Below are 22,037 nucleotides of genomic sequence, written 5' to 3'. Positions count from 1 at the left end.
CGCCCCGTCGCTCTGCAAGCGGCGCACGGGCCGCGCGACGCCGTCCACCGACACCGACACCACGACGGCGCCGCCGGACGAGGCGCCGGCGGCGGCGTGCTTCGGCCGCTCTGCTGCCAGCTTGATGGCCTCGTATCAGGCGGTGGCCTCGGCGAGATCGCGCTCGAACGTCGGTGCGGCTTCGGCCTTCGCCTGCGCGTCCAGCCAGGCGGCTTCGTCGAAGGTCTTGTTCGCCATTGCACGCTCGATGGCCTGCGTCTCTCGGAACTCCCGCGCCTCGGCCGCCAGCGTCCACGTCACCTCCAACGACATCCGCTCGATCTCCTGGCGGATGTCGTGGAGCGGCACACGGAAGAACTCCTTGCGGGGGTTCACCTTGTTCACCTGGTTCCGGACGAACCGCTGGTGAAGCACGCGCTCGAGGGACGGAGCATCCTGGCTCGAGATCATCGCGTGCACGTCGAACTCGAACGGCACGCTCGCGTCGCCCAGCTCACGGACCCGGTCCAGGGGCTCGAGCCGCCGCGTCATGCCGATCTTGTAGACGTGCTCTCCGAACGAGCCGACATTCGAGATGATGTAGACGTGCCCGGCCTTCGTCTGCTGCGCCATCGAGATGGCGCGCTGGTTCTTCTCCTCCGCCGCGCGGAGCCGTTCGGAGAGCTCGAGGAGCTTCTGCTCGTACCTGGCGCGCTCATCGTCGTTCGCCTTCTCCACGTCCCGACGCGCCTTTTCCATCGCCTTCCGGATCGTCTCCTCCTCCTTCTCGGCCTCCTTCTTCGCCTTCTCGAACTCGCGCTGCGCCCTCTCCTCCTCGCGGATACGCTCCTTGATCTGCCGCTGCTCCTCGCGCTCCTTTACCTTCAGCTCCTGCGCGACCACGGCCCATCGGAGCTCCTCGAGCCGAGCGTCGAGGTACTCGGGCAGGATCCGCGCCTCGCGGAAGGCGCGCCCGCCCTGGTTCACCAGCATGAACGCGTCCCGGATCTTCTGCTGCAAGGTCCCGAAGTTGTCGTGCCGAACGTCGGCGAGGATCGTGTCCACCTTGCCGTTGAATGCGTCGAGCACGAAGGCGATGGCGGTCGTGCGCCGGTTCGCCTCCGCGTACTCGCACGTCGCCGCCAGGCCGTCGCTGATCATGTCGCGGCACTTGCCGCGGGCCGCCTTGAGGCGCTGTCCTGCCTCGGCGAAGCCGAACTCCTCGGCGAGCTCGTCCAGGAGACCCGCCGTCGGCAGGACGTAGCGATCGCCGTAGCCCTCGATCACGTTCTTCATCGCCTGCGCGGTCTGCTCGAGGCGCTTCGCTTCCCGTTGCGCGGTGAGCGCAGCGCCGGCGATCTCCTCGGCGCGCCGGTTCGCGCTGTCCACGATGCGCGCCGCGTCGGCAGAAGCCTGGGCCAGCGTCGCTTGAACGGAGGCGCGCGCCGCCGCCTGGGCGGCCTGCGCCTCCGCCGAGACCTGCGCCTTCAAGGCGTCGGCCGCGGTGTGTGCTTGCGCGTGCGCAGCGCGCGCGTCGGCGAGGAGGCGATCGGCCTCCCGTCGGGCGCCGGCGGCGAGCTCCGTCGCGGCGGCCTGCGCGTGCGCTCTGAGCTGCGCTGCCCACGTCTCCGTCTGCGCTCGTATCCCCGCGGCGGCGGCTTCGGCGTCGACGATCGTCTGGTAGCGGCTCAGATGCTGGAGTTGCGCCTGCAGGCTCGCGACGTGCTGGCAAAGACCTCCGTTCGTGTCGAGCGCCCGCTTCAGCTCGCCGTTCGCCTGCTGGAGGGAGCTCTCCATTTGCCGGAGCGAGCCCTGCGCTTGCCGGAGCGAGCCGCTCGTCTTGTGCTCCCTGGACGCGAAGAACGCCGCGGCCGCGAGCGCGACCACGAACAGAACGATGAGAACGAGCTCCACGATGCTCCTTCTGCGGACGGCAGTACGCCGCGCTTGCAGAGTACGCGACCGTCGTATCGCGCGTCCCGGCTCGAATCTGATGACGGCGCATCTTTGTCAATCGCCGGGGGCATCCCTCAACACTCTTCACCACATCAGGGGCGTCCCACATCGCGCCATCACACCCGACGTCCTACGCCGAACAGCGGCGCTCGCCCGGCGAGCGCCGCTCGCCCGTCCCAGAACGCCTTTTGAATGCAGAGCAGCGCCAGCACCGAGCGCGCCTCGACCTCACCGTGGCAGTGCAGATCGAGCACGGCGCACGGGCTGCGCTCCCCCTCGACGCCCCGCTCCACCAGATCGCCGTCGATGCGATCCCAGACCCGCAGCCGCTCCCCGAACGCGGCCTCAGGGTCGAACGCGACGAGCTCGATATGTCACGTCCCGAACCGTGACATGTCACGCCCTCGAACCGTGACATGTCACGCCCTCGAACCGTGACATGCCACACCCGATACCCTGCTGGCCTTCCCGCAAACCGAGGACGTCGCTACACTGCCTCTCACCATGAGACAGCTTCTCGGTGCATCTTCAATCCTTCTCTTCTCGATCCTCACCGCCTGCGGCGAGTCCGGCGAGCCCCCCGCTGACCCGGGCGAGAGCGGCTCCGGCGGCGACAGCTTCGGCGGCGGAATCGACCCCGATGGCGGCTTCGATCTCACCCCCTGCCGCGACCTCCCGTCGGCCGCCATGACCGTCGACTTCTCGGGCGACGGCGAGCGCCTGCTCGTCGGCGATACGCTCGGGACGAGCGCGGTCGACACGCGGACGTGGGCCGTCGAGCGCACCGCGGCGGATCACCGCGGCACGGTCTACGGCGCCGCTCTCTCGTCGGACGGCCGCGTGGCCGCGAGCTTCGGAGAGGACGAGGTCGTGCGAATCTGGGACGCCCCGTCCGGCAAGCGCCTCGCCGAGAGCCCGACGATCGCCGGCATCACCGCGTTCGCCCGCTCCGAGGAGGGCGGCGTCATCCTGGTTGGGTTCGGCGACGGCACCGTCAAGGCGCTCGACCCCGCCTCATGGGAGGAGCGCTGGTCGGTCGACGTCGGCGAAGGCCCTGTCGCGCCCCTGATCGCGTCGCCGCGCGGCAGCCTCTTCGCTCTCGGCAAGGACCGCGGCACCCAGCTCCGCGACGCCAGGGACGGGACGCTCGTCGGGGAGACGACCTTCGGCGACCGCGTGGGCGCCTTCTCCCCCGACGGGACGCGCTTCGCTTGGGCCGAGGACGACGACGTGATCGTCTTCGAGGCCAAGGAGGGTATCCCGGAGCGCGCGGAGGTGCGGGCGCGCGACGTCGTGCAGGCCCTCGCGCTGGGCCCTGACACCGGCGCCGTCTACGTCGCCCACCCGAGCCACATCGAGCGGCTCGCTCTCGAGGGCGGCGCGGTCGAGATGGAGTATCCCGCCGGGTTCTCGCCGCGCCAGCTCGCCGTGTCCCCCGACGGCTCGCGCCTCGCGGTCGCGGCGCAGAGCCTCCACATCTACGACACCGGCTCGGGCGAGGTCATCTACGAGCGGTTCGCCAACGGCTTCGTCTGGAGCCACGACCTGGACAGGACACGACCCTACGTCGCGTTCGCGGGCGTGGGGCAGCCCGCCGAGGTGTGGGACTACGAGACGGGCGCCCGCCTGCGCGTCTTTCCGAGGCCGCCTGGCAACCAGCACCTCGTCGCCTTCCACCCTTCCGGCGAGCTGCTCATCAACCATGACGGCGTCGGTCGCTACTACGACCTCGAGAAGAGCGATCCGACGCGGACCGTCACCTACGAGACGGACGAGGACCTGCCCACGACCTCGTCCTCGGACCCCGAGTGGTCGGGAGACCTCAGGATGTCCCCCGACGGCACGCTGATGCTCGGCACCCATGACGCCAACACGAGGGGGATCTTCCGGGTATTCGACGCCGCGACCGGCGCGCGCGTCGCCACCTTCCCCGGCTTCGAGGGCAATCAAACAGCCTGGGTCTGGTCTCCGGATCAAAGGCTCATCGCGGTCGCTGGGTTTGCCGCGAGCGACGACTCCACCATTCCCACGACGTACACCGGCATCGCCGTCCGCATCCACGACGCAGCGACGCGCGAGGTGCTCCACGAGCTCGTCGGCCACGAGCACCCGGTGCGGACGCTCGCCTTCTTCCCCGACAATCAACGCCTCGCCACCGCCGACGAGCGGGGCAGCATCCGCTTCTGGGACGTCCAGACCGGCGAGCTGATCGAGGAGTTCCTCGAGCGGAGCAGCGGCGGCGCAGGCGACATCGACATCCACGACGGCGAGATCGCCCTCTCGCCCGACGGCCGCTACCTGGCGAGCGCGGCGGCGAACTGGGGCCTCACGCCCGGCCACACGGGCACGATCACGATCTTCGACATCGAGAAGCATGAGCCTGTTCGTCGCCTGTACTCCTTCGCCGAGGCGAACATGGGGAACGTGAGCTTCTCCCCCGACGCGCGTCACGTCATCGTGGGCGGGGTCCCCGGCGTGCGCGTGTATTGCCTCGGTGATTCGCCCGCGTCTCCCTCTCCTGCTCCCCCGCCGCGCTGAGACAGCGTGGCCGACGATGGCCCCTCGTCGTCGAAGGCCCCCTGGGAAGCCGGGGACGCGCCGCCGAAGGCGCCGTCGCGGCCCCGCTCGCCTATGCCGTGTCGCGCTCCCGGAGCAGCTGCTTACCAGGTCCGCCGCGCCGCCGCTTGCCGCGAGAAGCTCGATCCGTTTCATGTGCATGGTCTCATGGATGCCGCCGGTGCCATGCCCGTTCATCGCCGAGCCAGCGCGCGCCCGACGCGCGCGGCAGGCGGCTGACGTGGTTCACCTTTCCTCGGCGCCGGCCAAGCCGCTCGACGCGCCTTTCGGGCCTCGATGGTCACGTGCAGGCCACGACGGGCAGGCGCCCCTACCATCTCACGCGCCGAGGCAGCTCGAACGGCCAGGCCCAAATGCGCCCGCGCCGGAAGGGGGGATCCCCTGACCCCCTGCGCGCCGCGACGGCCTCTATGGGACCAAGGTCCCATGGCGAGGCCCGGCGCTCGATTCTACAAACGGCCGGCCCGCGACAAACGGCCGGCCCCGCGACGGTGCGCGGAGGCATCGATTCACTTGCCCTGGAGAGGAAGCCATGACGACCAGCGTGACAGTCCCCGAGGACGACACATTCTACCATCCGCCACAGTCGCTGCTCGAGGGCGAGCACGGCGAGGTGATCTGGTCGCGCCCGCTCTCGGGCGAGGCGGCGATCGCGTCGGCGCGGCTCAACCAGCTCGTGCTCTACCGATCGAGAGATGTCCACGGCAAGCCGATCGCGGTCTCCGGCATCGTCGCGCTGCCTCGCAAGCCCGCCCCGGAGGGCGGCTATCCGATCGTGAGCTGGGCGCACGGGACGGTGGGCTGCGCGGACACGTGCGCGCCGTCGCGCGACACGGTCACGTCGCCGGCGCACCCCTGGAACGAGTACCCGCACGGGCTCCTCAGCGCGTTCCTGGACAGGGGCTGGGCCGTGGCGATGACCGATTACGAGGGGCTCGGCACGGACGGGCTGCACCCGTACCTGCTCGGCGAGTCCCAGGCGCACGGCATCCTCGACATCGCGCTCGCCGCGCGCCGGCTCTTCCCCGCGGAGCTCTCGAGGAAGCTGGCGATCGTGGGCCACTCGCAGGGCGGCCAGGCGGCGCTGTTCGGCGCGCACCACGCCCCGATCTGGACGCCCGATCTCGACCTGCGCGGGGTCGCGGCGATGGCCCCTGCCTCGGGGGTCCACCTCCTCGTCGCCGCCGGCACCACCCTGGACTACGCGCAGCCGGGCTTCGCCTTCACCGCGCTGTTCCTGGCGGGCGCCATCGCCGGCAACCCGAACATCAATCCGGAGGAGCTCCTCACGGTGAAGGCGTACAGCGTGTGGCACCACATCCACGAGCGGGCGCGCGTCGAGCTGGCCAAGGAGGACTCCTGGGGCGGGCTCAAGGGGAACGAGCAGCTGCGCCCGGAGCCGAACCCCAGCAAGAAGGCGTTCTTCGACCAGCTCGAGCTGATGAACCCCGCCCTCCGCATCCTCGCCCCGATCCGGATCTCCCAGGGCGCGAAGGATCAACGCATCCGGGCGGACTTCACGAGGACGCTCCACCACCAGCTCGCCGCGCTGAACGGCCCCGTCAACGTGACCTACAAGGAGTACGAAGAGGTCTCCGCGACGCACGATCCGGTCGAGCTCGGCTTCCACTTCGGCCTGATGGACACGGACCTCCCGAGCCTGACGAGGTGGCTGGAGGAGCGGTTCGCCGACGCCGAGCCGGAGGCGCCGACGGCCAGCCCCCGGTAGCGGCCGGGCGGCCCGCGGCGGGCGCGGGCCGGGCTCGGCGTCAAGGCCGCCTCGGGGCTGTCAGGCGGAGCGGCAGCGCGCCACGGCCGAGGAGCTGCGGGTGGCGCCGGCAGGGGAGCTCATGGCGGCCTCGGAGGCACCGGGGCCAGCTGGCGGCGCGCTCCCCGCGCTTGCCGCCCGCCCACGCTTTCACCTACCCTCTCGCCCATGGCCAACCCCACCGCGCTCCTCGAGACCTCCCTGGGCAACATCAAGATCGAGCTCTACGTCGACAAGATGCCCGTCACTGCCGGAAACTTCCTCAAGCTCGCAAAGAGCGGGTTTTACGACGGGCTGCACTTCCACCGCGTCATCGACGGCTTCATGCTCCAGTTCGGCTGCCCGCACAGCCGCGATCCGAAGAGCCGGCTGGCGGGCACGGGCGACGGGCCCGACGGCTGCATCAAGGACGAGCACCCGGCCGGCGCCAAGCTCTCGAACGAGCCCGGCACGCTCTCCATGGCCAACACGGGCTCCCCCAACAGCGGCTCGTGCCAGTTCTTCATCAACACGGTCCACAACGCCTACCTCGACTGGTTCACGCCCGGCCCCTCGAAGCACCCCGTGTTCGGCCGCGTGATCGAGGGCATGGACGTCGTGCACAAGATCGAGAAGTCGCCCACCGACGGGAGCGACCGGCCCGTGACCCCGATCCGCATGAACCGCGTCGTCGTGCAGGACGCCTGATCCGCGCGGCCGCGCTCGCGGCGCGCGCCTCCCGCCCCATCCCCCCAGCCCCGAGACTCAGCGCCGGCTCCGCGCTCTCGCAGCGCCTCGTGAGCCAGCCCTTCCCGACACATCACATCGTCTGCCTGCGACGCGCCTATGGGACCAAGGTCCCATGGCGCGATCCCAGCTCCCCGGACTAGATCCAGCGGGCCGCGCGACGGTGCGCGGAGGCATCGATTCCCATGCAGGGATCGCGCCCTCGCGCGCGCTGCCGCCCGGGACGTGCGCTCCGCCGGGCCGCGGCGCGCGCGGTCCAACTCCCCAGCTTTCACGGGAGCGCGCCTCGGCGCGCCAGACCAGCAACCATCGAATTGCAAGGAGACGAGTCCATGACGAGCAACAGCACGCCGATCATCAACACGGTAGAGGGCCCGGTCCAGGGCGTCGTCGAGAGCGAGATCCTCGTGTTCAAGGGCATTCCATACGCCAGGCCGCCGGTGGGCGACCTGCGCTGGAAGGAGCCCCAGCCGGTCGAGCGCTGGAAGGAGACCCGCAAGGCCGACACCTTCGGCCTGGCCTGCCTCCAGCCCACCTATCCCTCGATGGATGGCGCGGGCAGCGTGGGTCCGCAGAGCGAGGATTGCCTTTACCTGAACGTCTGGACGAGCGGCGTGGACCCCGGCGCGCTCAAGCCCGTCATGGTGTGGATCCACGGCGGCGCCTTCAAGATCGGCGTCGGCAGCGACAAGATCTACGGCGGGGGTCCGCTGGCCAGGAAGGGCGCGGTGGTGGTGACCATCAACTACCGCGTGGGCCTCCTCGGGTTCTTCGCCCACCCGGCCCTCGACAGGGAGCTCGGGCCGGTCAACTTCGGCCTGCTCGATCAGATCGCCGCGCTGGAGTGGGTGCAGCGCAACATCGCGGCGTTCGGCGGCGACCCTGGCAACGTGACGATCTTCGGCCAGTCGGCGGGGGCCGAGAGCGTCCTCGCCCTGTTCGCCTCCCCGCTCTCGCGGGACAGGAGCCCGGCCCTGTTCCACAAGGGCATCGCGCAGAGCCCCTATGCGATCCCGGAGCAGACCCGGGTGAAGGCGTCCGAGCTCGGCGTGAAGGTCGCCTCCGGGCTGTTCGGGCTCAATGGCGCGCAGGCCACGGCCGAGGAGCTGCGGGCGGTGCCAGCCGAGAAGTTCACCGAGAAGCTCATGCCGACCCCGGAGAACCCGCGCGGCCAGGTGCCGTTCCTGGGGCCGAGCCCGGTGCGCGGCGACACGGTCCTGCCGACGGGGCTCAGGGCGACCTTCGAGGCCGGCGAGCAGGCGAAAAAGCCGCTCATCATCGGCACCAACAGCGACGAGGCGAGCGTCCTCGAGGCGTTCGACATGGATCCGGCGGAAATCATGCAGAAGATCATCGATGCGGGAGGGGAGGACGCCGAGAACGCGCTGGAACAGCTCAAGGGTCTTTACCGCAGCGACCCCGAGGTGACCGAGGAGGACCTCAAGGACCCGAGCCGCTTCGCCGGCCTGGTGCTGCGCGACATGCTGTTCACCGCGCAGGCCCGATGGCTCGCGGACAAGCACTCGAAGGCGGCCGACACGCGGTGGTACTACTTCAGCTACGTGCCCGAGGGGGACCGCCAAGACCAGCCCCACGGCGTCCCGCACGGCGGCGAGATGATGTTCCCGTTCGGGGGCATCAAGCCCAGGTTCACCGCGGCGGATCGGACGATGTCCGAGAAGGTCAGCAAGTACTGGTTCTCCTTCGCGAGCAAGGGTACGCCGGAGGGCGACGTGGCGTGGCCCAAGCACGAGACGGGGGGGCTGCTCATGCGGGACAAGACCCTGAAGCTCGGCGAGACGATCGAGGTCGCGTACGACTTCAGGAAGGTGCGCCTCGACGCGCTCATCGCGCAGTACCCGAAGCTCGAGGCGGCGCTCGCGGCGGGCGCCGGCTCGGGCGGCGGGCAGCGGTAGGGGGCTCGCCGGCCCTCGCCGACGCGCTGCCGAGCTGCGCTCGGTGCTGGTTCAGCACGACGTTCACGCGATCGGGATGAAGGACGTCGCGGACCTCGAACTGCCAAGAACGCCAAGAAGAGAATCCAATCTTGGCGTCCTTGGCGCCTTGGCGGTTGATTTCTCGCTCGCCCTTCAGCCGCCGGCGGAGGCGAGGCTCTTGGGATCGAGGCCGCCCTTCTTGACGATGAACGCGGCGATCTCCTCGACCCCCTTGTTCTCCTTCAGGTTGGTGAAGAGGAACGGCCTGTCGCCACGCATCTTCCGGGCGTCCCGGTCCATCACCTCGAGGCTCGCGCCGACCATGGGCGCGAGGTCGATCTTGTTGATGATGAGCAGGTCCGACCGGGTGATCCCGGGGCCGCCCTTGCGCGGGATCTTGTCGCCGGCCGACACGTCGATGACATAGAGGGTCAGATCGGCGAGCTCCGGCGAGAAGGTCGCGGCCAGGTTGTCGCCGCCGGACTCGACGAACACGAGATCGAGCGGGGCCAGGCGCTGCGCGATCTCGCGGACGGCCGCCAGGTTGATCGAGGCGTCCTCGCGGATCGCGGTGTGGGGGCAGCCGCCGGTCTCGACGCCGACGATGCGCTCGGGGCTGAGCGCGCCCGAGCGGGTCAGGAACTCGGCGTCTTCCTTCGTGTAGATGTCGTTGGTGACCACGGCGACGCGCCACTCGTCGCGCATGCGCTTGCAGAGGCGATCGACGAGCGCCGTCTTGCCGGAGCCGACCGGCCCTCCGATACCGACGCGGAGGGGACCGTGAGTGCTTGCTGTCATGATCGAAACAACCTCGTGTGTTGGGTTTCGTGGTGCATCGACGAGAGATCGACCCCCGGCGTCGCGGCGCCGATGCGGTCGAGCGGCGTGTCGCGGGCGCGCCGGGCGGCATCGACGATGACCGGCTCGAGCGCCGCCACGACGCGCTGGCCGTCCGTCTGGCCGAGCGGGACCAGGCGGATGCCCGCCGAGACAAGGCTGGAGCCGAAGGCGTGCAGGTACGCCGTCAGCGTCGGATCGAGCGGGACGCCGTGCGCGGCCGCGGCGAGCCCGACCGCGACCGGGAAAGGCGCCTCGCCGGCGTGGCGCTCCGCGAAGGCGTCGAGGCGCGGGTGCGGCCAGGCGGCGCGCGTGATGGCGAGGAACGCGGCCCCCTGCTGCGCGCTCTCCAGCGCGAGCTCGCGGGTGCCCCGGAGCGCCGCCCCGAGCTCGGCCACCTCGTCGAGCTCTCGGTCGTGCTCCGCGCGGTAGGCCGCCGCGAGGAGGGCCGCGTCGACCCGGCCGGAGCCCTCGCCGAGGATCGCCGCGACCCAGGCCCGGAGCTGCTCGGCCGTGGTCAAAAGGCCTGCCTCGACCGCCCACTCCAGGCCGTGGCTGTAGCTGAAGCCGCCGACCGGGTAGGCGGGCGACATCCAGCTCATCAGGCGATAGAGCGCGCCCTCACCCACGGCGATCACCTGTGTCCGCGCCCGTGATCGTGCGAATGCCCGTGTGCGTGGGGGTGTCCATGATCGTGAGCGTGCCCATGATCATGGTCGTGCGAATGCTCGTGAGCATGGGAGTGCCCATGATCGTGGGAATGGGCGTGGTCATGCTCGTGAGCATGAGAGTGCCCGTGCCCATGGGAATGCCCATGATCGTGAGCGTGCGGGTGCCCATGCCCGTGAGGCGCCTTCTGGTCGTACGCGCCGCGCTCCGGCGTGAACGGCGCGCGGAGCGGCGTCGCCTCGGCGCCGAGCCCCCGGACCATGTCCACGATCACGTGATCGTACCGGATGAGGATCCGCGCGCCGTCGAAGGCGGCCGGGATATGACGGTTGCCGATGTGCCAGGCGATGCGCGGCAGGTCCGCGGCCTCGCGGCACGTGACCGCGACGAGCTCCTCGTCCGCCGCGCGGACCAGGAGCCAGCCGCCGTCCTCGAGGCGAAGGCCGTCCCCGTCGCCGAGCACGGTCGCCTCCGGCAGGTCGAGCAGGAACTCCCACCCCGCGTCGGTCGCGAGCCGGATCCGCCGGCGGTGGCGGTCGTCGTAGGCGAGCGTCACGCGCGCCTCGGCGGCGGTCTCGGGCGTGCTCCCGCGGGGGATGACGTGGATGGCGCGTCGCATGTCAGAACAGGAAGTAGCGCTGGGCCATGGGGAGCACCTCCGCCGGCTCGCAGGTGAGCAGCTCGCCGTCGGCCTTCACGGTGTAGTGCTCCGGGTCGACCTCGATGCGCGGCGTGGCGCTGTTGTGGATCATGCTCGCCTTCGAGATCCCGGACCGGGTGTTCTCCACCGCGACGAGCGGGCGCGACAGCCCCGCGGCCGCCCCGACCCCGCGCGCGAGCGACGCCTGGCTGACGAACAGGACCGAGCTCTCGATCGCGCTCCGGCCATAGGCCGCGTACATCGGCCGGTAGTGCACGGGCTGCGGCGTCGGGATCGCGGCGTTGGGATCGCCCATCGGCGCCATGACGATCGAGCCGCCCTTGAGCACCATGTCCGGCTTGACCCCGAAGAAGGCCGGCGACCAGATCACGAGATCGGCGAGCTTGCCGACCTCGACCGAGCCGATGTGCCGGCTGACGCCCTGGGCGATGGCCGGGTTGATGGTGTATTTCGCGACATACCGCTTGGCGCGGAAGTTGTCGTTGTTCTGCCTCTCCTCCGGCAGCTTGCCGCGCTGGCGCTTCATCTTGTCGGCCGTCTGCCAGGTCCGCAGGACGACCTCGCCGATGCGCCCCATCGCCTGGCTGTCGCTCGACATGATGGAGATGGCGCCGAGGTCGTGCAGGATGTCCTCGGCGGCGATCGTCTCCTTCCGGATGCGGCTCTCGGCGAACTTCACGTCCTCCGGGATGTCCTTCTTGAGGTGGTGACAGACCATGAGCATGTCGAGGTGCTCGGCCACCGTGTTCCTGGTGAACGGCCGGGTCGGGTTCGTGGACGCCGGCAGCACGTTGGGCACCCCGACCAGCGCGATGACGTCGGGCGCGTGGCCGCCCCCGGCCCCCTCGGTGTGGAACGAGTGGATCGTCCGGCCCTTGAAGGCCCGGATCGTATCCTGGACGAAGCCGCCCTCGTTCAGCGTGTCGGAGTGGATCGCCACCTGGACGTCGTACGCGTCGGCCACGGAGAGGCAGTTGTCGATGGCCGCGGGCGTGCTGCCCCAGTCTTCGTGGAGCTTCAGCCCGCAGGCGCCAGCCTCGATCTGCTCGATGATGCCTGCGGGCCGGCTCGTGTTCCCTTTGCCGAACAGGCCGATGTTGATCGGCAGCGCCTCGGCGGCCTGGAGCATGCGCCGGAGGTGGAAGGGGCCGGGCGTGCACGTCGTCGCGGTCGTGCCCGCCGCCGGCCCGGTGCCGCCGCCGATCATCGTGGTCAGGCCCGAGCAGAGCGCCTCCTCGACGAGCTGCGGGCAGATGAAATGGATGTGCGTGTCGATGCCGCCGGCGGTGACGATCTTCCCGGCGCCCGCGATCACCTCGGTGCCGGGGCCGATGACGATGGTCACGCCGTCCTGCACGTCGGGGTTGCCGGCCTTGCCGATGGCGACGATCCGGCCGTCCTTGAGGCCGATGTCCGCCTTGACGATGCCCCAGTGGTCGAGGATGACGGCGCTCACGATCACCGTGTCGACGGCGCCCTCGGCCCGCGTCCTCTGCGACTGGCCCATGCCGTCGCGGATGACCTTGCCGCCGCCGAACGAGACCTCCTCTCCATAGCCGTGGAGGGCGGTGAGGTCGTGCTCGACCTCGATGAAGAGGTCGGTGTCGGCGAGCCTCACCTTGTCGCCGACGGTCGGGCCGTACAGGCTCGCGTAGTTGAAGGGAGTGATCGTGGAAGCCATCGCCCGGGTCTCCTAGAGTGAACCGTTGATCTTCCCCTGAAACCCCACGACGACACGGGCGCCGCCGTAGGCCACCAGGGGCACGTCCTCGTACGTCTGGCCCGGCTCGAAGCGCCTCGCCGTGCCGGCCGGGATGTCGAGCCGCATGCCGCGCGCCCTCTCGCGGTCGAACGCGAGCGCCCCGTTGACCTCGTAGAAGTGGTAATGGCTGCCCACCTGGATCGGCCGATCGCCGGTGTTCTTGACGGTGACCGTCACGCTCGGCTTCCCTTCGTTGAGCACGATCAGGTCTTTTCTTCTGCTGATGATCTCTCCAGGGATCATGGAACCTCCTCCTCGCCTCTACGGCTTGTCGTGCTCGTCCTGGGGCGCCGACATGACCCCGAGCCGCGGGCCGATCGGGTTGTGGACCGTGACGAGCTTCGTGCCGTCGGGGAACGTCGCCTCGACCTGGACGTCGTGGATCATCTCGGCGACGCCCTCCATCACGTCTTCCAGGAAGACCACCCGCGCGCCCCTGCGCATCAGATCCTCCACGGAATGGCCGTCGCGGGCGCCCTCCATCACGAAGTCGGAGATGAGCGCGATCGCCTCCGGGTAATTGAGCTTGACGCCGCGCTCGAGCCGCCGGCGCGCGACCATCGCGGCCATGGAGATCAGCAGTTTGTCCTTCTCTCGCGGGGTGAGATTCATCGACTCCTCCTCAGATCGACCAGAAACGCGGCATGCGCGCCGGGTGGCCCGAGCGCGCCGCCCTGAGCCACGAGACCAGATCGGCGAGATCGCGCCGCACGTGCGCCGGCTCCGCGCCGAGCGCCCGGGCCACGAGCGCCCCGCCGACCAGCGTGACGCCCGCGCGGGACGACCCCCGCGAGAGCCGCGCGCGCGCCTCGTCGACCCACGCCGCCGCGTCGTCGGCGACGAGCAGCAGGAGCCCCGCCGCCGTGGCGCCCCCGAAGCCCGCGGGACTCGCGATCTGCGCGGCGACGTCGCCCGAGAGGTCGAGCGCGTCCGCCCACGTGAGCCGCCCTCCGCGCCGGAGGCGCCACACGTCGTGCAGCGCGCCGGCCGTGAAGCGCTCGCCCCGCGCCAGCCGGCCGAAGACGACGAGATCCAGCGCCAGGAGGCTCCCGCCGGGCGCGACGTCGAGCTCGACGCGCCGCTCGAGCCGGGCGCTGTCGAACAGGATCGTCTCCTGGGGCAGCCACTCCAGCTCGGCGCCTTCCTCCGCGCGGAGCTCGAGCGACAGCCGGCTCGGGGCGCCGAGCGACGGATAGATCTTCTCGGCGGCCTGGCTCGTCACGGTGGCCGTGGCGCCGCGGGACGCCTCGATGGAGACCCGGAGGACATCGCCGCCGGCCGTCCCGCCGGAGGTCGTGATGAACACCCCGAGCAGCGGCTCGTCCGGCTCTTGCCGCGGGAAGAGCATGCGGCACGGGGCGCGGTGCGCGACGTGCACCGGCCTCGTGCGATCGTGCCGCTCGAAGCGGACCTCGAGAAACCCGTTGTCCCGTTGCAGCCCCAGGCGGCGCTCGGGGTAGTCCGTCGGATCAGCCAATGAGAGCCCCTGTCGATCGTGCAAAGTGCCCCGCCTCGCCGCCGCTCGCCGATCCGGCCTCGGGCTTGTACTCCAGCCGATGCAGCGCTGTCCATAGGACTTTGGTCCCATGCTGGTCGCTTCTCTCGGCGAGCGGGCCAGCCGCGCGCATGCGGGGCTCACGCTCGCCGCGACGTGCGATGCGCAGCCGGCGCTCTGGCGTCAGGAGGCCGAGGGTCGAGCCGCATGTCTGTCGTGTAGGCGCCCGGTCACGGTCCTGTCATCCTCGACAGGCTCATCTACAGCACGACGTTTCCCAGGCTTGCCTCCGGCTCCTCGGTGGAGACGGATTCGAACCACGGAGACACAGAGGACACAGAGGAGAGAGATATAACCTTTCTCTCTTCCTCTGTGCCTCTGTGGTTCATTCTCTCCTTCTCTCGTGAAACCAGGGATGAGCTCGGGCGACGCCTCGAGGGGCCAGATCCGTCGCCGCGATCTCGTCTAGAGTGCGGCCGGCATGCTCGGCCAATCCCCCTTCCCCTGCGGGCGCCTGCGCGTCGCCCTCGCGCTCGGCCTCGGCGTGGCCCTCGCGCCCGCGCCCGCCGCGGCCGACCTCCGGGCGCGCGGCGTGCCGGCGATGCGCGTCTTCGACGTGGAGGACGGCATCCCCCAGATCACCATCAACGCGATCGCCTTCGAGCCCGGCGGCCGGCTGTGGATCGGCACCCAGAACGGCGCCGCTTCCTACGACGGGCGCCGCTTCACGCCCCTCCCCCTGCCGACCGGCGGGGGGTCGAGCTGGGTGCAGGGGATCGCGGTGGGGCAGGACGGCGCGGTCTGGTTCGGGATGATGACCGGCCAGGTCATCCGCTACGCCGAGGGGCGCTTCACGCGCTTCGGGGCCGCCGAGGGGCTCACCGCCGAAAAGCCGATCCGGACGCTCCTCGAGGCGCCCACGGAAGGAGGGCGCGCGGTCTGGGTCGGGACGATCGACGGCCTCTACCGGCTCGACGGCGAGCGGTGGACGCGGGTCGACCTGGGGCCCGGGTTCGAGCACCCGGACGTCCGCTCGCTCCACGCGGCCACGATCCCCGGCGGGGCGCAGGGGCTCTGGGCTGGCACCGGCGACGGCATCTTCCGCTGCGACGCCCGGGGCTGCGCCCGCCTCGCGAGCACCGCCGACGGGCTGCCCAGCAACGTGGTCATGAGCCTCCTCGAGACCTCCGGGGAGGCGGGGAGCCGCGTGCTCTGGGCAGGCACGAGGGGTGGCGTCGCCCGGCTCGCGGATGGGCGGTGGGAGAGCTTCACCCCCGCGAGCGTGCCCGAGCTCTCGCAGCCCGTGCGGGCGCTCGCCGAGACCGTGAGCGGCACGGGCGCGCGGACGCTCTGGGCCGGCACGTACGGCGGCGGCCTCGCGCGGCTCCAGGGCGGCACGTGGACGGCGCTGACCAAGGCGAGCTCGACGCTGCCGGACGACCACGTGATGGCGCTCGCGGCGGCCGGCGCGGCGCACGGCGGCCGCACGCTCTGGATCGGCACGAACGCCGGCGGCCTCGCGCGCCTGCGGCACGACGGGTGGGTCGGGTTCACGCAGCGGAACGCGGGCCTGTCCGGCAGCATCACCTCCATCGCCGAGGTGCGCGCGCCGGGCGCAGAGGGCGGCCCGCCCGAGCTCTGGGTGGCCATGAACGACACCGTGGTGCGCTCCTCCGGGCATGGCTTCGCGCCGCTCGACGCGCCCGAGCTCGCCGGCAAGCTCGGCGACCTCCTGACCTTCCTCCTTCCGTCGGCGCGCGAGCCCGGGGTGGTCTGGCTCGGCAGCGACACCACCGGGCTCCACCGCTGGGCCGGCGGGCAGCTCACCACGTACACGGCGCGGAGCTCCCCGCTCCCTCACGACGGCATCCGGTGGCTGTCGGAGTCGCTGGACGGGCGCGCGCTCTGGGTCGGCACCGTCGGCGGGGCCGCGCGCCTCGAGGCGGACGGCGCGTGGCAGGTGTTCACGAGGGCGCAGGTGCCGCTCGCGGACGATCACGTGACCGGCGTCCTCGAGACCGTCGGCCCGGGCGGGAAGGTCTCCACCTGGTTCGGCACCATGAAGGGGCTGTCGCGCCTCCGGGACGGGCGATGGCAGAGCTACACGGCCGCGGACGCGCCGCTCGCCTCGAACGCGGTCGCCGCGCTCGCCGAGATCCGGGGCGCGCGCGGCGCGCGGGCGCTCTGGATCGGCACCCAGGGCGGGATCTCGCGCTACGACCTCGACGCGGAGGCGTGGCTCGAGCCGCTGAACGCGCGGAGCCGGCCGGCGCTGCCGGACGGCATCGTCTACGGCGTGCGCGCGGACGCGCAGGGCCGGATCTACGCCTTCACCGACCGCGGCGTCACCCGCTTCACCCCGCGCGCGGCGACGCCCGACGACCCCGCCGAGCTCGCCGCGTACACCTTCACCACCGACGATGGGCTGCCGAGCGACGAGTGCAACCAGAACGGCTCGTTCATCGACGGCCAGGGCCGCGTCTGGGCGGGCACGACCGGCGGGGTGGCGGTGCTCGATCCGGCCGAGGAGGTCCCGGACGTCGCGCCGAAGCCGCTCGCGCTCGACGCGCGCGCGCAACGTCCGCGCGGCGCGCTCGCCCTCTCGCCGGGCGCGTCGCTCGCCTGGGACGAGAACACCGTCGCGTTCGAGTACGCGCTCCTGAGCCTCTTCCACGAGCGCAGCACGCGCTACCGCACCCAGCTCGTCGGCTTCGACGCGGCGCCGAGCGCGTGGGGCGCGGACGCGAGCGCGCGCTACACGAACCTCGCGCCCGGCGCGTACACCTTCCAGGTCTGGGGCCGCGATCACGCCGGCAACGTGGCCGGCCCCGCGACCGTCGCCTTCCGCGTCCAGCCCGCGCCGTGGCGCACCGCCTGGGCGTACCTCGGCTATGCGGCGGCGCTGTCCGCGCTCGCCTACGTCGGCGTGCGCCTGCGGCTCCGGGCGCTCCGGAGGCGCACGCGCGAGCTCGAGCTCCTGGTCGAGCAGCGCACGGCCGAGCTCAAGGCCGCCAAGGACGCCGCGGACGCCGCGAACCAGGCGAAGACCACCTTCCTCGCGAGCATCAGCCACGAGCTGCGCACCCCGCTCAACGGCATCCTCGGGTACGCGCAGCTCCTCCAGCGCTCCGGGCGCCTTGTCGCCGAGGATCGGCGGAGCGTCGACGTGGTGCGCCGGTCGGGCGAGCACCTGCTGACGCTGATCGACGACGTCCTCGATCTCGCCCGCATCGAGGCCGGCCGGATGGATCTCGCGCCGGCGGACGTCCACCTGCCGTCGCTCGCGCGGACGGTCGCGGAGCTGTGCAAGGTGCGGGCGGCGCAGAAGGGCCTCGCGTTCGAGCTCGAGGTCGCGGAGGGCACGCCGGCGTGGGTCCGTGTCGACGAGAAGCGGCTCACGCAGGTGCTCCTCAACCTGCTCGGCAACGCCATCAAATTCACGCGCGCGGGGCGGGTGACCTTCCGGGTCGCGCCGCGCGACGGGCACGCGCGCGGCGGCGTCGTGCTCCGCGTCGAGGACACCGGCCCCGGCATCGCGCCAGCGGATCTCGCGCGCATCTTCGAGCCGTTCGAGCAGGCCGGCGAGCGGCGCGCGCAGGGCGAGGGCGCGGGCCTGGGGCTCGCGATCACGCGCCGCATCGTCGACCAGATGGGCGGCCGCGTCGACGTGGAGAGCGCGCCCGGCGAGGGCAGCGCCTTCACGGTGGCGCTCGATCTCCCCGTCCTCTCCGGCGAATCGTCGGCGGGCGAGCGGCGCGGGGCCGAGGCGATCACGGGCTACGAGGGAGCGCGCCGGTCGATCCTCGTCGTCGACGACCACGAGGACAACCGCGCCTTCCTGCGGGACGCGCTCGCCCCGCTCGGCTTCGATGTCCTGGAGGCCGCGGGCGGAGAGGCGGCGGTCGCGCTCGCGGCCGGGCGCAGGCCGGACCTCGTGCTGATGGATCTGCACATGCCCGACCTCGGCGGCGACGAGGCCGCGCGCCGCATCCGCCGGCTCCCCGGGCTGGCGGATGTGCCGATCCTGGCCACGTCGGCCAGCGTCGAGGCGCCCGAGCGCGCGCGCAGCGCGGCCGCCGGCTGCGACGGCTTCCTCCCGAAGCCGATCGAGCTCGGCGCCCTGCTCGCTCTCCTGGAGCGCCGCCTCGCGCTCACCTGGGTCCGCGCGGCGCCCGACGGCGCGCACGGCGCGGACGGTGGTCGTGGCGGCGGCGCGCCGTCTCGTGAGCTGGTGGTACCGCCGCCGCCGGAGGAGCTCGCGCGGCTCGCCGAGCTCGTCGACCGCGGTCGCATCCCGGATCTCGTGCAGCGCCTCGCCGCGCTCGAAGCGGAGGAGCCGCGGCTCGCGCCCTGGCTCCGGGAGGTGCGCTGGCTGGCCGACGAGTTCCGGATCCACGAGCTCGGCGCGCGGCTGGCCGCGCGCGGCGAGCCGCGCGCCGAGGGCGGCGCCGAGGAGCGCGTGAGGTCCGGGGACGTCTGACGATCCGCAGGTCTTCGCGCTCCGGCGAGGACCTCTCCTTCGCTATCCGGCGAGGCTCTCGTCGAGGGGGTCGTCGCTCCTGGCCCGCGACAGCCGGTGCTCGCGGTCGCGCGTCGGGGTCCGCGCGCGCCGGTTGTCGGGGTGCGCCATCCGCCTCAAGGACGGGTCGTACGTGAAGAACGCATCGAAGAGGTTCAAGAACGCGTGCTTCTCCCGGACCAGCCGGGAGCACACCTCGGGGCCGAGATCGGCGGGCGCCCCGCCGCGCAGGATCTGGAGGTTGAGATCGGCGCCCGGGTTGGCCTCGTCGCGGCTGGGCGCGGGGGCGAAGTTCAGGAGCCACGAGGCGCGATCCACCGCGGAACCGTTGGCGCGGCTCCCGTGCCATACGTAGTTGTGCAGGAACAGCGCGTCGCCGGCCCGCATCGTCACATCGAGGGACCGCTCCGGCGCGTCGAACGGATCGACATAGAGGCACGCCCGCGTCTCATCGATGTCGACGAGGGGGATCCAGAGGTGCACGGAGCCCTTGTGGCGCCTGGACGCCTCGGAGAAGCCTTCCTTGCCGCCGTCGACGTCCCGGTGGCGCCGGGTGGCGTACGATGAGCCCGCGCGCACCACCATGACCTGCTCGTACTCGAGGAACACCTCGTCCCCGACGACGCTCCGCAGGAGCGGCCCCAGCTTCTCGGCCAGCGCCTGGAGCAGATAAGGCACCTGGAGCAGCACCTTCTCCAGGTTGATCTTGTCGCGGTAGGCCGCCCTGTCCTCCGCCCACACGTCGGCGATCAGGGGGTGCACGACGGCGCGCAGGGCGCTCACCACGTCCGCGGACAGGACGCCTCGGACCACGGCAAACCCGCGGCGCTCGAAGTGACGCTGGACCTCGGCCGTGTAAAAGGCGTTGTCGACGGCGCGGATCCCCTCCCACACGTCCACGGGCCCTCCCTGGTCGAGCGAGTGGGCGAAGTACCGCTCCGCCCTCTCGGTCCCGTCCGCGCCGCGCACCACGTACCGAAACGGCTCGCCGGGAGCCAGCTGGCCCGCGTCGACGGTGTAGAGATGCGGCAGATCGGGGTGCGGCTCGCAGCCGACCGACGTTCCCCCCTCGGAGCGAGCCAGGAGGCTCTCGCCGTGCTGCAGGTGCATCTCGATGAGTCGCTGGCACCTTGGATTCATGGCCGTCCTGACGATGGCATATACACCCTCAGCGGCGGGCACATCAACCAACATCACGGCTCGGCGCCCGGGCGCCGAAGGCGCGCGAAGCCAGCGCCCCGTGGCCCCACGGCCCGCCGCCGCTACCTGGGTATCTGGGTACGGGCTCCGCCGCGGGGATGCGCGGGGCCGCCGTGCTGCCGCCGATGACGCTCTCCAGCATCGTGAGGCAGGCGCCCAGGCTGTCTTGCGCGACGAAGAACCGGCCGCCCGTCTGGACGGCCACGCGCGCGCACTCGGCCTCGATGCCCACGCGCCGCCGCTCCTTTAGCTCCGCGTCGCCGCGGGACCGGTCGAGCCTCGGACACATATGCACGCGGGCTCCCATCCGCCTGGCGACCTGGATGATGCGGCTCGCGGCCCCGCGAGCCTCGCCCTGCCCTGCCGGCGTGAGAGAATCGACGCCATCGAGCGGTCCATCGCCCAGAAAGAGGACGTTGCGAGTGGCCCCGGACCGCCAGTCGAAGTGGGTGACGATGTCCAGGATGGCGTGCCCCGCGCTCCCCGGGGCGCCGGCAGATTGCCCCTCCTGCTCGGCGCTCCGCGACCCGCGGTGGCGGCTCATGAGCAGCGCTCCGTCGATCCTGCACGCCACGGTGAGATAGCCGCGCGCCGAGATCATGAAGACGGTATGAGGAAACGCGCCTTCGGTGCCCAGGTACGTGACGCGGAGGTCCGCCGGATGCCTCCGCCTCGCGGCGCCGATGGCCGTACCGACCACCTTGCTGAGCGTGTCGGCCAGATCCCTCATCGCGTCGGCGGAGTCGATGAGCACGACCAGGTCCACGGCCGGGATTCCGACTCCGGGCCTCGCCAGGGACGGGCGCTGCCCGGCTGCCGACGGCGCGACCGCTCCCACGTCCAGGGCTCGCCTCTCGCAATGCATGTCGCGGCCATGGTGGGGTCATGGCGGCCCTGCGCGCCATGGGACCTTGGTCCTACGCCACAGCGCCGCCGCGCTGGAGCGAACGAGGCCGGGCCTCCCAGGGAGCTCCCCCCCTTCCGCCTCGGCGGCCTCCCCGGCTCACTGGCCAGGAGAGAAGCGCTCGGCCATCCACGCCTGCCACGACGGCTCGGCGCGGGCGGCCGCGGCTTTGGCCTGGTCGCCGTACAGGTAGAGGCGGATCGGCAGGAAGATCTTGCCGGCCATGGGGAGCGCGAAGATGTGGGCGATGCCGGGCGCCGGCTCGTCGAGCCGCAGGAGCAGCTCCGGATGCTCGCTCGGCCCGGCGCGCTCGACGACGCCGGCGAGGGGCGGCGCGCCGGCGGAGGTGCTCACCCGCTGGCCCTCGGCGGCGCCCGCGAGCCCGAGCTGGCCGACCAGCGCGTCCCACGTCGCGGCGAGCGGCGCGGGGCCGGCGCCCATCACCTGGAGCGCCGCGCTGGGCTCTCCGCGGAAATGGGAGAGATAGAGCCGCAGGATGCGGAAGAAGGCGACCCAGCCCTGCTCGTGACCCTCGAACTGCTTGTCCCAGTCGTCGGTGCTCGCGAACCAGCTGTGCACCACGCGCACGACGCAGCTCCCGCCGGACCGCGCCTCGACGATCCACTCCGTGGCGACGGCGGGGCTCCCCGGCCCCATGTCCTCCGGGCTCTCGGCGGCGAACCGGCGCGGCGGATCCCAGGCCGTGATCTTCGACACCGAGTCCATGCTGTTGCCCGGGCCGAAGTGAGACACGGCGGCGCCGCCCTCGCGCTCCTCCACGTCGCTCGGCACGAACCACGACGAGATCCCGGGTCCGGTCGCGATGGCTCGCCACACCTCCTCGGGGCTGCCGGGGACCTCGACCTCCGCTTGGACGCTCCGGCGGCCGGACGCGTCTTTTTTCACTGGCATGTTGGCTCCTTTCGAATTGTCGCGATCCGGGAGCCGAGCTCCGCGATCCGCCGGCTCTCGACGAGCTCGACGGCCGCCGTGGCCGGGGCGGATCCCGACGTCAACGTCAGCCACACGTCAGGCTTAAACTTGACA

At 71.5% G+C, this 22,037-nt stretch carries 17 protein-coding genes; 5 read left to right on the top strand and 12 right to left on the bottom strand.

Annotated features, from left to right (window positions below; all coding sequences use genetic code 11):
• Window positions 1-135 precede the first annotated feature (135 nt).
• Window positions 136-1,893, bottom strand: coding sequence for a DUF4041 domain-containing protein (locus WME98_RS38305; protein ID WP_437946666.1), 1,758 nt, complete (start codon window positions 1,891-1,893; stop codon window positions 136-138).
• Window positions 1,894-2,051: 158 nt separating this feature from the next.
• Window positions 2,052-2,228, bottom strand: coding sequence for a hypothetical protein (locus WME98_RS38300; RefSeq protein ID WP_437946664.1), 177 nt, complete (start codon window positions 2,226-2,228; stop codon window positions 2,052-2,054).
• Between the two features lie 211 nt (window positions 2,229-2,439).
• Here WME98_RS38300 and WME98_RS38295 point away from each other — a divergent pair, with 211 nt between their 5' ends.
• The 4 genes from WME98_RS38295 (at window position 2,440) to WME98_RS38280 (ending at window position 8,922) form a co-directional block, all read left to right on the top strand.
• Window positions 2,440-4,473 (top strand): WD40 repeat domain-containing protein, encoded by a 2,034-nt coding sequence (locus tag WME98_RS38295; RefSeq protein ID WP_437946663.1) that lies wholly within the window; start codon window positions 2,440-2,442, stop codon window positions 4,471-4,473.
• A gap of 571 nt (window positions 4,474-5,044) precedes the next feature.
• Entirely contained in the window at window positions 5,045-6,241 is a 1,197-nt protein-coding gene (locus WME98_RS38290; protein WP_437946662.1) for a lipase family protein, read from the top strand.
• A 207-nt stretch (window positions 6,242-6,448) separates the two neighbouring features.
• Entirely contained in the window at window positions 6,449-6,967 is a 519-nt protein-coding gene (locus WME98_RS38285; RefSeq protein WP_061629217.1) for a peptidylprolyl isomerase, read from the top strand.
• Window positions 6,968-7,338: 371 nt separating this feature from the next.
• The gene (locus WME98_RS38280) at window positions 7,339-8,922 is read left to right on the top strand and encodes a carboxylesterase/lipase family protein (protein ID WP_437946661.1); all 1,584 of its coding nucleotides are present in this window, start codon (window positions 7,339-7,341) and stop codon (window positions 8,920-8,922) included.
• Window positions 8,923-9,096: 174 nt separating this feature from the next.
• Here the strand turns inward: WME98_RS38280 and ureG are convergent, their stop codons facing one another.
• The 7 genes from ureG to WME98_RS38245 are packed head-to-tail and all read right to left on the bottom strand — an operon-like array spanning window position 9,097 to window position 14,349.
• A complete protein-coding gene (ureG, locus tag WME98_RS38275; protein WP_061629215.1) occupies window positions 9,097-9,741 on the bottom strand; it encodes an urease accessory protein UreG in 645 nt (214 codons plus the stop codon).
• The gene (locus WME98_RS38270) at window positions 9,738-10,418 is read right to left on the bottom strand and encodes an urease accessory protein UreF (RefSeq protein ID WP_437946659.1); all 681 of its coding nucleotides are present in this window, start codon (window positions 10,416-10,418) and stop codon (window positions 9,738-9,740) included. Before WME98_RS38270 ends, ureG begins: the two co-directional genes overlap by 4 nt.
• Complete coding sequence (locus tag WME98_RS38265) at window positions 10,415-11,068, bottom strand: urease accessory protein UreE (protein WP_437946657.1); 654 nt, start codon at window positions 11,066-11,068, stop codon at window positions 10,415-10,417. Before WME98_RS38265 ends, WME98_RS38270 begins: the two co-directional genes overlap by 4 nt.
• 1 nt (window position 11,069) lies before the next feature.
• A complete protein-coding gene (gene ureC / locus WME98_RS38260; RefSeq protein ID WP_437946656.1) occupies window positions 11,070-12,791 on the bottom strand; it encodes an urease subunit alpha in 1,722 nt (573 codons plus the stop codon).
• A gap of 12 nt (window positions 12,792-12,803) precedes the next feature.
• A complete protein-coding gene (locus WME98_RS38255; RefSeq protein WP_437940528.1) occupies window positions 12,804-13,115 on the bottom strand; it encodes an urease subunit beta in 312 nt (103 codons plus the stop codon).
• An 18-nt stretch (window positions 13,116-13,133) separates the two neighbouring features.
• Window positions 13,134-13,484 carry an urease subunit gamma gene (locus WME98_RS38250; RefSeq protein WP_437319734.1) on the bottom strand — a complete coding sequence of 117 codons (351 nt, stop codon included), beginning with the start codon at window positions 13,482-13,484 and terminating at the stop codon, window positions 13,134-13,136.
• Between the two features lie 10 nt (window positions 13,485-13,494).
• The gene (locus WME98_RS38245) at window positions 13,495-14,349 is read right to left on the bottom strand and encodes an urease accessory protein UreD (RefSeq protein WP_437946655.1); all 855 of its coding nucleotides are present in this window, start codon (window positions 14,347-14,349) and stop codon (window positions 13,495-13,497) included.
• Window positions 14,350-14,848: 499 nt separating this feature from the next.
• Here WME98_RS38245 and WME98_RS38240 point away from each other — a divergent pair, with 499 nt between their 5' ends.
• A complete protein-coding gene (locus WME98_RS38240; protein ID WP_437946653.1) occupies window positions 14,849-18,847 on the top strand; it encodes an ATP-binding protein in 3,999 nt (1,332 codons plus the stop codon).
• 42 nt (window positions 18,848-18,889) lie between these two features.
• On the opposite strand, the gene WME98_RS38235 is transcribed toward WME98_RS38240, so the two are convergent.
• From WME98_RS38235 to WME98_RS38225, 3 genes are all read right to left on the bottom strand, one after another.
• A complete protein-coding gene (locus tag WME98_RS38235) occupies window positions 18,890-20,026 on the bottom strand; it encodes a phytanoyl-CoA dioxygenase family protein (RefSeq protein ID WP_437946651.1) in 1,137 nt (378 codons plus the stop codon).
• Window positions 20,027-20,069: 43 nt separating this feature from the next.
• Complete coding sequence (locus tag WME98_RS38230) at window positions 20,070-20,852, bottom strand: hypothetical protein (protein WP_437946650.1); 783 nt, start codon at window positions 20,850-20,852, stop codon at window positions 20,070-20,072.
• A gap of 237 nt (window positions 20,853-21,089) precedes the next feature.
• A complete protein-coding gene (locus WME98_RS38225) occupies window positions 21,090-21,902 on the bottom strand; it encodes an SRPBCC family protein (RefSeq protein WP_437946649.1) in 813 nt (270 codons plus the stop codon).
• Window positions 21,903-22,037: the final 135 nt, after the last annotated feature.

It is taken from the genome of Sorangium sp. So ce296, from assembly GCF_051529605.1.
In the GTDB taxonomy this organism is placed as follows: domain Bacteria; phylum Myxococcota_A; class Polyangia; order Polyangiales; family Polyangiaceae; genus Sorangium; species Sorangium cellulosum_D.
Note: the sequence above shows the minus strand (reverse complement) of the source record. Positions and strands in the feature narration are given on the sequence as shown.